The following is an 11,978-nucleotide window of genomic DNA, read 5'->3' as shown; positions in this document are numbered from 1 at the left end:
CAAAGCCCTTTTTTTGTTATAATTAAAACCAATTCATTATTAGGAGGTAAACATGATGAATTCATATGTAGAACATGTGAGACAACCAGTTGGTAGAGGTGTAGAAAAATTTCTCGGCTGGTTTGCTTGGATTATATTATTGGGCATAACAGCCTTATCTTTATTTGCTGCACTTGTCGTATTAAATAATCCAGAAAATATAAATAGGCTAGAAACTTTAATTAATAGACTAAATATTAATATTACGACTAATGGACAATTAATGTCTGCTAGTGAAGTAGCGTTCAATATTCAAAATGGTATTTGGTTATTTATAATTTACTTGATTATTGTTTTAATATTTTCATTTATTGGTTTAGTTTTAATGAGATGGAGAATATTTTCGGCTTTTGTATTTTTACTATTAGCAATTATTACAATTCCATTATTTATTGTGCTTGTACCATTATTTTTCTTTATTGTATGTATTTTATTATTCGTAAGAAAAGATAAAATATTACCAGTTCAAGGTATGGCACCACAACAACCTTATTATGAAAATCAACGAGAAAATATTCAACCACAGCCAAGAGAACGTCAACGAGTTGAACCTAAAAAGCAATATCGAGAAGAACATGTAGAAGAGTCATCACATGAGAAAGAACGTTCAGCACAAGTTGATTCAGTAGAACAAACTGAAACTACTCATAGTGAGGAAGTGCTTTCTCGTAGTAAAAAGCATCAAAATAAAAAACAACGAAATCAACAAGAAGAAACAAAGGTTGAAGACTTAGATGATGCAAATCAGTCAGATATTAATCTGCAAGAGGATATTGGTCAAAGACATGAAGATCCATACAATTATGAAACAACACAATCAGATGAGTATCAAGTTCAACCTGATAAACTGAAAAAAGAAAAGAAACCTAAAAAAGTAAAACCTAATGCAACGATTGAAAGAAGAAATAATTACGAAAAAAGAATGCAACAACAGAAAAAATATTTTGAAGAAAAAAATAAAGACGAACAAAATATAGAAAAAAACGATAATAAACTTGATAAATAAAATTTAGATTGAGATAATAATAATTGACAAATTTTAGGAGGGTTAAAATGAAAAGAACAACAGAATATATATTACTTGTTATAGGTGCAGTATTTTCATTAATTGGAATTGTATTGGCATTTATAACGAAATCTGTTTCAAACACTGCTCAATTTAAGATGGAATTTGAGCAACAAATACAAAATAATCCAGAGTTACAAAATGAAATATCTTCGGATCAATTGTCATCTGTTATGAGTAGCTTTACAAATTATGCACTTACCGTTCTAATCATTAGTATTGTATTAGCGATAGTGGCATTAGTATTTGTTAAAAAACAGAGAATTTTATCTGGTATATCAGCTATACTTGGTGGTATTGTTTCAATACTTATCTTTAACATCATTTCATTCCTTGTATTAATTATTGCGGGTATTATGTTATTAGTGAGAAAAGAAAAAAATCATCAATTTGAAGATGTGAATTTCCAAAATGATCATAATCATTTAGACGATAACAATCATCAACAAAATCAGTTTAATTCAGAAGATAAAAAGAAAAAAGATGACGATCCATATATTTATTAATCAATATATAAGTAACAGCCCTTCAGTTCAATACTGAAGGGCTGTTACTTTAAATATTAACTATAAAATTTGATTAATTCATCAAATGTTTCATCTAAAAATGCAGTAAATGATTTATCTGTTTTTAACACATCAGACTTAGGATCTAAAGTACGTGCTACAAAGAACTCAGCTTTTTTAATATCTTTAAGTCTTTTAATATGATGTTTCAAATCTTCTGTAGATAATGAATCAATAGGAGACTTATCAATATTATAATGATCGAAACATAATGAATAATCACTTGGTAAGTCTTCTAATAAGTTAAAGTTTTTATTTAAAAAGTCAGCCATTTGACCTTTGTTTTTATTTTCATGCATGACACCAAACATTATAAATAATTGTGATTCAAATAAGCCAATTTGAAAATGTGGTAACATTTTATATCCACGTTGATTAGTCGCAAAGGCAACCCATGTATCTTTAGGGGGATTAACGGTTCTTCTTGCATGTTTTGCAACATGGTAATGGAATGTATCTCCAGTTTGTTCAGTTAAATATTTTGTATATCTTTCACCTAAAGCATGTAATTGTGGTCTTACTTGTTCATCTAGTGCTTGCATCCTATTTTCTAAACCTTCAACACTAAAAACTTTAAAATCTTTTTGTTTAAACGTATACTTAGTCATAGTTGTCCTCCTTATAACTGTGGTACTTAACAATAGTTTATCATAAATTTTTTTGAATATATAAAGAACAATGCTAATATAAAAATAACATAGGAGGTTTTGTCATGGAAATATACAAATTTGCTTATCAAATAATACAAGAAGCGGGTCAAATTATTCGTGATTCAATAGATGACGATATTCAAATTGAAACAAAGTCAAACCCTAATGATTTAGTGACAAATATAGATAAAGAAACAGAAGAAAGATTATTTAATCAAATTAAATCTACATATCCAGAACATCGCATTTTAGGAGAAGAAGGTCACGGCACGGATATTGATAATACAGAGGGCGTCCTATGGATTGTTGACCCAATAGATGGCACGCTAAACTTTGTACATCAACAAGAAAATTTCGCCATTTCAATCGGTATTTTTATTGATGGTGAAAAATATGCAGGATTTGTATATGATGTGATGAACGATAAAATGTATCACGCCATAGCTGGTAAAGGTGCATGGTTAAATAATGAACAACTTAAACCTTTAGAAGACACTGATTTGAAGACCAGCTTAATTTCAACAAATCCATTATGGTTAACAAAAGAAAAATTAGCTAAAATCTACATGCCAATTGTTGATCAAGCAAGGAGTACAAGAGCATACGGATCAGCAGCATTAGACTTTGCTAACGTTGCAAAAGGCAATACAAGTGCATATTTAACAATGCGATTACATCCATGGGACTTTGCAGGAGGCTTAATAATTGCTGAAGAAGTAGGCGCAGTTGTAACAAACCAATTAGGAGAACACTTAAATATATTAGAAGCGAATTCAATACTAATAGGCAATAAAAAAATTCACCAAGAATTATTGAATAAATACTTCTTACCATACAAGACAATGTTAGAACAAATTCATACAGAAAGATTTAAAGGAAAGTAGAGTGCAAGGCATAAACAATTATTGTTTAAGCCCTTTTTTATAAAGGCATAATTCAGAGAAATGTCCGTAAGAGTGGTCTATCTAATTACCACAATTCGAAATAATGAAAGTTAGATCCTAATTAATATCATCAACTTTATACACCTAACCTTAATACAAAAAAGCATATCACGATAACGTTTCGTTAAGTGATATGCTTTTTAATTGATGTCGTATGATGTTTATAGCCAACCGTTTTCTCGGTATTTCTTTTTAAGTGTAAAACCAAATCCCATAGTTGCAACGATTAACAATACTGCTAATAACATAAACAACATAGAACCTTCTGCTAATGCAAAGCTAAACACTAAAAGGAGACATGTTACAATTAAAGCAAGTAGTACGAATATTGCTTTAGATTTCTTCATTTATATCCATCCTTTAACCGTTTTCATTATTTTATTATGCTTCACATTTAAAGAAAAATCAACCTGTTGATTAAAACGCTATCAAATAAAAAATATGGAAATTTGAGTAAATCTGTTCAATAATAGTTATTTTTCAAACGATTTATGTTATAATTATCAAGTTATAAATTTAAGTCGAATAAATGTCGATTAATTTAAATCGGAGAGGAAAATTTTTTGCATGACTAATTTAAGAGAAAATGTACGTAACATTGCGATTATTGCCCACGTTGACCACGGAAAAACAACTTTAGTAGATGAATTATTAAAGCAATCTGGTATTTTTCGTGAAAATGAACATATAGCAGAACGTGCGATGGATTCAAACGACCTTGAAAAAGAACGCGGTATTACGATATTAGCTAAAAATACGGCAATTGACTATAAAGATCACCGTATCAATATACTAGATACACCTGGACATGCTGACTTCGGAGGAGAAGTTGAGCGTATTATGAAAATGGTTGATGGTGTTGTATTAGTAGTAGATGCTTATGAAGGAACGATGCCACAAACACGTTTCGTACTTAAAAAAGCATTAGAACAAAATTTAAAACCAGTAGTAGTTGTTAATAAAATAGATAAACCTTCTGCAAGACCAGAACAAGTTGTAGATGAAGTATTAGATTTATTTATTGAATTAGATGCAAATGATGAGCAACTTGAATTCCCAGTTGTATATGCATCTGCATTAAGTGGTACTGCTAGTTTAGAATCTGATAAACAAGACGAAAACATGCAATGTCTATATGAAACAATTTTAGAATATGTACCAGCACCTATTGATAATAGAGATGAGCCCTTACAGTTCCAAGTTGCATTATTAGATTATAATGATTATGTTGGACGTATTGGTGTAGGGCGTGTATTCAGAGGGACAATTAAAGTTGGACAACAAGTATCATTAGTTAAGATTGATGGTACTGTTAAAAACTTTAGAGTTACAAAAATCTTTGGTTTCTTTGGTTTAAATCGTATAGAAATTGATGAAGCATACGCTGGTGACCTAATCGCTATTAGTGGTATGGAAGATATTAACGTAGGTGAAACAATTACACCTCAAGATCATGTTGAAGCTTTGCCAATTTTAAGAATTGATGAGCCAACATTAGAAATGACATTCTCAGTTAATAATTCTCCATTCGCTGGTAAAGAAGGTACTTACGTAACAGCTCGTAAGATTGAAGAAAGATTAGAAACACAATTAGAAACGGATGTATCTTTACGTGTAACACCTACCGATTCACCTGATGCATGGGTTGTAGCAGGACGTGGGGAGTTACATTTATCTATCCTAATTGAAAATATGAGACGTGAAGGTTATGAATTACAAGTTTCTAAACCTCAAGTTATTATCAAAGAAATAGATGGCGTTAAATCAGAGCCTTATGAACGTGTTCAAATTGATGTTCCTGATGAATATACAGGTGCAATTATTGAATCTTTAGGATCACGTAAAGGTGAAATGGTTGATATGCAATCTAACGAAAATGGACAAACTAAATTAATCTTTATCGTTCCAGCTCGTGGATTAATTGGTTACACTACTGAATTCATGTCAATGACTCGCGGTTATGGTATCATTAATCATACATTCGATTCTTACCGTCCAAGAATTAAAGGACGTATTGGTGGAAGAAGAAATGGTGTTCTTGTATCAATCGATAAAGGTGTAGCAAGTACTTATGCTATCTTGAACTTAGAAGATAGAGGTGTAAACTTCATGGAACCAGGTACTGAAGTTTATGAAGGTATGATTGTTGGTGAAAACACTCGTGAAAACGATCTAACAGTTAACATTACAAAAGTTAAAGCAGCTAACAACATCCGTTCAGCTACTAAAGAACAAACAACAACAATGAAAAAACCTAGAATTTTAACTCTTGAAGAAGCGTTAGAATACTTAAATGATGATGAATTAGTTGAAGTAACACCTGAATCAATTCGTTTAAGAAAGAAAATTTTAGATAAAGCAGAAAGAGAAAGAGCTCAGAAGAGACAAAAAATGGCTGAACAAGAAGAGGAGTGATATAGATGCTCTTAGTTGCTAAAAATGTAAGTGTCAATCCAACAGAAAGGCTTTCATTTTTTGGTAAGTTATTTAGAGTAGATGAGAACCCAGAGCTTGGTATGTGGCTTTTATTATTAACGATTTTTGTATTAAGTGCGATTGTTTATAATTTAGGGTTTGCAAGAAAACTAAAGTTTTGGCAAAACATTATTATCTATATATTACTGTTTTTAGGTTGTTTATTATTAACATTTCTAGCGGTATTCTTGCCAGTAGGAGAAAGTTTAATAATTGCAGCAATTGTTTTAGGTCTATATCGTTACAGACTTCATAAAGAACGAAGTAGCGGTAAACAACAATAAAAAAGGCGGCTCATGAGAGCTGCCTTTTTTATTTTATTCTGATTTAGGTTTATCAAGTCTTGCTTTACAATCATCGCACATAAACGTACGTATTGGGTGATTTCTTAATCTTTTTGCTTCTTTAGATTTAGAATCTAAATTAACGACAGAATCACAAATAATGCATTTCACTTTCATAATCATGGTTAAACAACCTCTATGTCAGAAACATAACTGAATTTATTTTGGTAACCATTTTCTTGATCATAAGTAAAAGCGTCGATTTTACCATCTTTATATATCATTTTTCCTTCTTTAGAGAATTGGAAAAATAAATATGGCCATTGTTCAATTGGAATATCAATTGAATCTTGATCATTTTTTAAGACTACTTTTGTAGCGCTCTCATTTGGTTCAGCATTTTTGATGAAAGGCATCGCACTTATAACATAAGTATCTTTTAAAAATGAACGTCTTTTATAAGTTGTTTCACTATTTAATGTTGGAGGATTTGTCGCACCTTCAAGGATTGCACGGTTCCATGCAACATTATTTTTAAATTCAATTGGCTTTTCGCCATTAAAGATACCTTGCTCTAAATCTTCAATTTTTACTTTGCGATCATCAAAAATCCATGTTGTTGCATCTAACGTAATATTAAACTTCGTATTTCCTTTAATTTGTATCAATTTTTTCACTCCTATCAATCTCACAATTCAATTTTAACATATTTGTAATTAATAACCTTCTGTTTTCGCTTGCAATTTTCAGATTTGTAGGCTAAAATTTTATAAGTATAGAAACTTAAAAAGATTAAGGGGGAGTATGTCATGCATTACGATTCAGAAATTTGTCAAAGGGCATATGACCAATTATATAACGATTCTGAAAAAATCCTTCAGTTAATAAAGGTACAAATGGACAACTTAACAATGCCACAATGTCCTTTATATGAGGAAGTTTTAGATACGCAAATGTTTGGTCTTCAAAAGGAAGTAGATTTTGCAGTACAAATTGGACTTGTTGATAGAGAAAAGGGTCAGACACTTATGGCAAGTTTAGAAAAGGAACTATCTAAATTGCATGATGCTTTCACAAATGCTTAAATTATACAAAGTCTAGAGAGGAGAAATCTTTCTTTAGACTTATTTTTTTAGAATTGGAATGAGTCGATGGAATATATTAAGAGGTTTTTCCAGTACATTAAGAATTACTCAAAATACATAGATTTTACATTGTTAATTACTTATATCATTTTATCATTCATTGGCTTAGTGATGGTATACAGTGCAAGTATGGTTGCTGCTACAAAAGGTACTTTAACAGGTGGTATTCCAGTATCGGGAACTTACTTTTTTGTGAGGCAGCTACTATATTGTATAGTTGGATTTTTTATTGTATTTTTTATGTCGTATTTTATGCACATCAACATTTTAAAGAATAAAAGAGTACAACAAATTGTCATATTCACAATATTTGGTTTGCTCGTGTTAACGTTACTTGTTGGTACGACGATTAATGGTGCGAAAAGTTGGATTAACTTAGGATTTATGAACTTACAAGCATCTGAAATATTGAAAGTTGCAATGATTTTATACTTATCTTTCATTATTGATAAAAGGCGAAATCGACTTAAACAATTTAAACTTGCACTGATGATGCCTTTATTCTTAATCGGTACTTGTATTGGATTAGTCTTATTACAAAATGATACTGGTCAAGCGTTGATACTATGTATGATCGTATTATGTATATTTGCGTATTCAGGTATTGGTATTAAAGCCATTATAAAATGGTCTGGACCAATATTTGCAGGTGTTGTATTACTGATTATCTTTAGTATAGTGTTTAAAGGTGGCATTCTGTCACAACACCAAGCAGACCGATTTCATGTACTTGAAAATCCTTTCAACTACGAAAGCGGTATTGGATATCACTTAGCTAATTCATTATTAGCAATCGGTAATGGTGGACTCTTTGGTAAAGGGTTAGGTAATGGTATTATGAAATTAGGTTATTTACCTGAGCCGCATACAGACTTTATCTTTGCAGTTATTGCTGAAGAATTAGGCTTAGTTGGCGTGTTATTTATAATAGGATTACTTGGCTTCATTGTATATAAAGGTTTCTTATATGCAGCACTTACGGATTCATATTTCTTTAAATTAGTGTGTGTCGGTATTTCAAGCTATATTGGTATTCAAACTTTTGTCAATTTAGCTGGTATTTCAGGAACAATTCCTTTAACAGGTGTTCCATTGCCGTTTATGACATTTGGAGGATCTTCTATGTTAAGCTTAAGTATCGCGACAGGTATACTATTATTAACGGCTAAACAAATAAGAATTGAGAGTCGTCAAAGCACGAGGTAAATGCATATTTAATCAATCAAATTAATAAATTATATAAAAACTGCGGATTATAGTAGAATATAATCCGCAATTTTTATATAATGGACTAATATATTGTTTTTAGAAAATTCAAATACATTGAGGGGAGCCTCCAAATATGAGCAAAATAAACAAATTATTAGTAGCCAACCGAGGCGAAATTGCAATCAGAATTTTTAGAGCAGCTACAGAGTTAGATATTGAAACGGTAGCAATTTATTCTAATGAAGACTTAGGCGCATTGCATAGATATAAAGCAGATGAGTCTTATTTAGTAGATGAAAACCTTGGACCAACTGAAAGTTATTTAAATATAGAAGCAATTATAAAAGTTGCAAAAAAAGCAGGCGTCGATGCGATTCATCCGGGCTATGGCTTTTTAAGTGAAAATGAAACATTCGCTAAGAGATGTGCTGAAGAAGGCATTAAATTTATCGGACCAGAACTTAAACATTTAGACATGTTTGGGGATAAGGTAAAAGCAAGAGCGACAGCTATAGCTGCAGATGTTCCAGTTATTCCAGGAACTGATGGCGCGGTTGAATCATTTGAGGAAGTAGAAGCATTTACAAAAGAACACGGTTTCCCAGTTATCATCAAAGCTATTTCTGGTGGTGGTGGTAAAGGTATGCGTATTGTAAATAATGCGAGTGAATTAGAAGATGCATATCAAAGAGCTAAATCAGAAGCGGGAAAATCTTTTGGTAATAGTGAAGTTTATGTCGAAAAATACATAGATCAACCAAAACATATTGAAGTTCAAATCATAGGTGATGAGCATGGAAACTTAGTTCATTTATATGAAAGAGATTGCTCAGTACAACGTAGACATCAAAAAGTTGTAGAAGTTGCACCATCTGTTTCATTAGGTGATGAATTAAGACATCGTATTTGTAATGTTGCATTAGACTTAATGAAGAAAATTGGATATGTCAATGCAGGTACGGTTGAGTTCTTAGTATCTGGTGACGAATTCTACTTTATTGAAGTTAATCCACGTGTACAAGTTGAACATACAATTACTGAAATGGTAACAGGTATCGATATTGTTAAGACACAAATTCTAGTTGCAGAAGGTGAATCATTATTTGGTAACAAAATTGAAATGCCTCAACAAGAAGATATTACTACTTTAGGTTTTGCAATTCAAAGTCGTATCACAACTGAAGATCCTTTAAATGACTTCATGCCAGATACAGGTAAAATTATTGCTTACCGTTCAAGTGGTGGCTTTGGTGTAAGACTGGATGCTGGTGATGGATTCGAAGGTGCAGAAATTTCACCTTATTACGATTCATTATTAGTGAAAGTTTCAACACATGCTATGTCATTAAGACAAGCGACTGAAAAAATGCTACGTTCGCTTAAAGAAATGAGAATAAGAGGTATTAAAACCAATATTCCATTCTTGTATAATGTGGTAAATCACGAGAAGTTCGCAAAGGGTACATATACAACTAAATTTTTAGAGAACAACCCAGAGCTTTTTGATATTACACCGACTAGAGATAGAGGTACAAAGACGTTACAATATATCGGGAATATTTCGGTAAATGGATTTCCTGGTGTTGAAAAACGAGAAAAACCACACTTTGAAAAGTTCAAATTAGAAGAAGTATCTAATGAAGAAATTGCATCATTATCAGGTACGAAACAAATTCTAGAACAACATGGACCTGAAGGCGTAAGTAAATGGTTAAAAGAACAAGAAGAAGTACTATTGACGGATACGACGTTTAGAGATGCACATCAATCATTATTAGCTACTCGTATGAGAACATACGACATGTTACAAATCGCACCTGAAACAGCTAAATATTTAAATGACGCATTTTCTTTAGAAATGTGGGGTGGTGCAACATTTGATGTGGCATATAACTTCTTAAAAGAAAATCCATGGGAACGTTTAACACGCTTACGTAAAAAAATTCCAAATGTGTTATTCCAAATGTTATTAAGAGCATCAAATGCAGTTGGATATAAAAACTATCCTGATAATGTGATTGAAAAATTTGTTAAAGAAAGTGCTGAAGCTGGAATCGATGTGTTTAGAATATTCGATTCATTAAACTGGTTAGATCAAATGAAAGTCGCAAATGAAGCGGTACAAAAATCAGGTAAAATCTCTGAAGGTGCAATTTGCTATACAGGCGATATCTTAAATCCTGAAAGATCTAATGTATATACGTTAGAGTATTACATTAATCTAGCTAAAGAATTACAACGTGAAGGTGTACATATTCTTGGCATTAAAGATATGGCCGGCTTATTAAAACCTAAAGCTGCTTATGAATTAATTAGTGAATTGAAGACACAAATTGATATTCCAATCCATTTACATACTCATGATACGAGTGGTAACGGATTACTTGTTTATCAAAGTGCGATTAGAGCAGGTGTCGATGTGATTGATACTGCAGTAGCAAGTATGAGTGGTACAACATCACAACCTTCAGCTAACTCTTTATACTATGCATTAAGTGGTAATGAAAGAGATGTTAGAACAAATATTGATGGACTTGAAAGGTTATCTCAATATTGGGATACAGTTAGAAACTATTATTCTGATTTTGAAAGTGATATTCGTTCTCCACATACTGAAATTTACCAACATGAAATGCCAGGTGGACAATATTCTAACTTAGGCCAACAAGCTAAAAGTTTAGGATTAGGTGAAAGATTTAATGAAGTTAAAGACATGTATAAACGTGTTAACTTATTATTTGGTGATATCGTAAAAGTTACACCTTCTTCTAAAGTAGTTGGGGACATGGCATTATACATGGTTCAAAACGATTTGGATGAAGAAAGTGTCATTAAACGTGGACGTTCACTAGATTTCCCTGAATCAGTTGTCTCATTCTTTAAAGGCGAAATTGGCCAACCAGTAAATGGCTTTAATAAAGAATTACAAAAAGTCATCTTAAAAGGGCAACAACCAATTGAAAAACGACCAGGAGAATTATTAGAGCCTGTTGATTTTGATGCATTGCGTGAAGAACTACAAGCTAAACAACAAGAGGAAGTAACGGAACAAGACTTAATCAGTTATGCCATTTATCCTAAAGTTTACGAACAATATATTAAGACATATGAAAGTTTCGGAAACTTATCATTGTTAGATACACCTACATTCTTATTCGGTATGAAGAAGAATGAAACGGTTGAAATAACAATTGATAAAGGTAAGATCTTAATCGTTAAATTACTTTCTATCGGTCATGTATACGAAGATGGTCATCGTTGGGTTTACTATGAGCTGAATGGTCAGCCTAGAAAAGTATACGTTAAAGATGAGCATGTTAAAGTATCCGAGGCAGTATTACAAAAAGCAGACTTAAGTAATGAATCTCATATTGGTGCTCAAATGCCTGGTACAATTTCAGAAGTGAAAGTGAAACAAGGTGATGAAGTGAAACAAGGTGATGCACTTATCATTACTGAAGCAATGAAAATGGAAACAACAATACAAGCACCATTTGATGGAACGGTAAGCAATATTTACGTTTCAGCTGGTGACAGTATTCAAACACAAGATTTGATTATTACAATCGATAAAGCATAATAAAAAAAGCCGCTGAAATC

The 11,978-nt window shown here is 31.8% G+C and carries 12 protein-coding genes; 8 read left to right on the top strand and 4 right to left on the bottom strand.

Features of this window, described 5'->3' with window-relative positions:
- Nucleotides 1–55 precede the first annotated feature (55 nt).
- Together ACJTHF_RS00390 and ACJTHF_RS00385 are read left to right on the top strand one after the other, a co-directional pair.
- Entirely contained in the window at nucleotides 56–1,045 is a 990-nt protein-coding gene (locus ACJTHF_RS00390) for a DUF4064 domain-containing protein (RefSeq protein WP_058592401.1), read from the top strand.
- A 47-nt stretch (nucleotides 1,046–1,092) separates the two neighbouring features.
- The gene (locus ACJTHF_RS00385) at nucleotides 1,093–1,611 is read left to right on the top strand and encodes a DUF4064 domain-containing protein (protein ID WP_058592400.1); all 519 of its coding nucleotides are present in this window, start codon (nucleotides 1,093–1,095) and stop codon (nucleotides 1,609–1,611) included.
- 56 nt (nucleotides 1,612–1,667) lie between these two features.
- On the opposite strand, the gene ACJTHF_RS00380 is transcribed toward ACJTHF_RS00385, so the two are convergent.
- On the bottom strand, nucleotides 1,668–2,279 hold the full coding sequence (locus ACJTHF_RS00380; RefSeq protein ID WP_037587436.1) for a YktB family protein: 612 nt from the start codon (nucleotides 2,277–2,279) through the stop codon (nucleotides 1,668–1,670).
- 104 nt (nucleotides 2,280–2,383) lie between these two features.
- On the opposite strand from ACJTHF_RS00380, the gene ACJTHF_RS00375 reads away from it, so the two are divergent.
- Nucleotides 2,384–3,205, top strand: coding sequence for an inositol monophosphatase family protein (locus ACJTHF_RS00375; protein WP_107609346.1), 822 nt, complete (start codon nucleotides 2,384–2,386; stop codon nucleotides 3,203–3,205).
- Nucleotides 3,206–3,426: 221 nt separating this feature from the next.
- Here the strand turns inward: ACJTHF_RS00375 and ACJTHF_RS00370 are convergent, their stop codons facing one another.
- Entirely contained in the window at nucleotides 3,427–3,612 is a 186-nt protein-coding gene (locus tag ACJTHF_RS00370; RefSeq protein WP_048542258.1) for a DUF5325 family protein, read from the bottom strand.
- Nucleotides 3,613–3,832: 220 nt separating this feature from the next.
- On the opposite strand from ACJTHF_RS00370, the gene typA reads away from it, so the two are divergent.
- Together typA and ACJTHF_RS00360 are read left to right on the top strand one after the other, a co-directional pair.
- Complete coding sequence (gene typA / locus ACJTHF_RS00365) at nucleotides 3,833–5,680, top strand: translational GTPase TypA (protein ID WP_048542260.1); 1,848 nt, start codon at nucleotides 3,833–3,835, stop codon at nucleotides 5,678–5,680.
- Nucleotides 5,681–5,685: 5 nt separating this feature from the next.
- Nucleotides 5,686–6,024, top strand: a complete 339-nt coding sequence (locus tag ACJTHF_RS00360) for a YlaH-like family protein (protein ID WP_037587446.1) — start codon at nucleotides 5,686–5,688, stop codon at nucleotides 6,022–6,024.
- Nucleotides 6,025–6,057: 33 nt separating this feature from the next.
- On the opposite strand, the gene ACJTHF_RS00355 is transcribed toward ACJTHF_RS00360, so the two are convergent.
- The gene (locus tag ACJTHF_RS00355; protein WP_075578086.1) at nucleotides 6,058–6,204 is read right to left on the bottom strand and encodes a DUF2197 domain-containing protein; all 147 of its coding nucleotides are present in this window, start codon (nucleotides 6,202–6,204) and stop codon (nucleotides 6,058–6,060) included.
- A gap of 5 nt (nucleotides 6,205–6,209) precedes the next feature.
- Nucleotides 6,210–6,692, bottom strand: a complete 483-nt coding sequence (locus ACJTHF_RS00350; RefSeq protein WP_058592398.1) for a hypothetical protein — start codon at nucleotides 6,690–6,692, stop codon at nucleotides 6,210–6,212.
- 141 nt (nucleotides 6,693–6,833) lie between these two features.
- Between ACJTHF_RS00350 and ACJTHF_RS00345 the strand changes: the two genes are divergently transcribed.
- The 3 genes from ACJTHF_RS00345 (at nucleotide 6,834) to ACJTHF_RS00335 (ending at nucleotide 11,958) form a co-directional block, all read left to right on the top strand.
- Complete coding sequence (locus ACJTHF_RS00345; RefSeq protein ID WP_025904660.1) at nucleotides 6,834–7,109, top strand: YlaN family protein; 276 nt, start codon at nucleotides 6,834–6,836, stop codon at nucleotides 7,107–7,109.
- A 66-nt stretch (nucleotides 7,110–7,175) separates the two neighbouring features.
- On the top strand, nucleotides 7,176–8,375 hold the full coding sequence (locus tag ACJTHF_RS00340) for an FtsW/RodA/SpoVE family cell cycle protein (protein WP_048542264.1): 1,200 nt from the start codon (nucleotides 7,176–7,178) through the stop codon (nucleotides 8,373–8,375).
- 136 nt (nucleotides 8,376–8,511) lie between these two features.
- The gene (locus ACJTHF_RS00335) at nucleotides 8,512–11,958 is read left to right on the top strand and encodes a pyruvate carboxylase (protein WP_058592397.1); all 3,447 of its coding nucleotides are present in this window, start codon (nucleotides 8,512–8,514) and stop codon (nucleotides 11,956–11,958) included.
- Nucleotides 11,959–11,978 lie beyond the last annotated feature (20 nt).

Origin of the sequence: Mammaliicoccus sp. RAM2 (assembly GCF_045897195.1) — a bacterium.
In the GTDB taxonomy this organism is placed as follows: domain Bacteria; phylum Bacillota; class Bacilli; order Staphylococcales; family Staphylococcaceae; genus Mammaliicoccus; species Mammaliicoccus sciuri.
This window is presented reverse-complemented; position numbering and strand designations above follow the sequence as displayed.

Excerpts from the sequence above, each read along its gene's own strand:
- ACJTHF_RS00390 (WP_058592401.1), top strand. The coding sequence starts at position 56 with ATGAATTCATATGTAGAACATGTGAGACAACCAGTTGGTAGAGGTGTA.
- ACJTHF_RS00385 (WP_058592400.1), top strand. The coding sequence starts at position 1,093 with ATGAAAAGAACAACAGAATATATATTACTTGTTATAGGTGCAGTATTT.
- ACJTHF_RS00380 (WP_037587436.1), bottom strand. The coding sequence starts at position 2,279 with ATGACTAAGTATACGTTTAAACAAAAAGATTTTAAAGTTTTTAGTGTT.
- ACJTHF_RS00375 (WP_107609346.1), top strand. The coding sequence starts at position 2,384 with ATGGAAATATACAAATTTGCTTATCAAATAATACAAGAAGCGGGTCAA.
- ACJTHF_RS00370 (WP_048542258.1), bottom strand. The coding sequence starts at position 3,612 with ATGAAGAAATCTAAAGCAATATTCGTACTACTTGCTTTAATTGTAACA.
- typA (WP_048542260.1), top strand. The coding sequence starts at position 3,833 with ATGACTAATTTAAGAGAAAATGTACGTAACATTGCGATTATTGCCCAC.
- ACJTHF_RS00360 (WP_037587446.1), top strand. The coding sequence starts at position 5,686 with ATGCTCTTAGTTGCTAAAAATGTAAGTGTCAATCCAACAGAAAGGCTT.
- ACJTHF_RS00345 (WP_025904660.1), top strand. The coding sequence starts at position 6,834 with ATGCATTACGATTCAGAAATTTGTCAAAGGGCATATGACCAATTATAT.
- ACJTHF_RS00340 (WP_048542264.1), top strand. The coding sequence starts at position 7,176 with ATGGAATATATTAAGAGGTTTTTCCAGTACATTAAGAATTACTCAAAA.
- ACJTHF_RS00335 (WP_058592397.1), top strand. The coding sequence starts at position 8,512 with ATGAGCAAAATAAACAAATTATTAGTAGCCAACCGAGGCGAAATTGCA.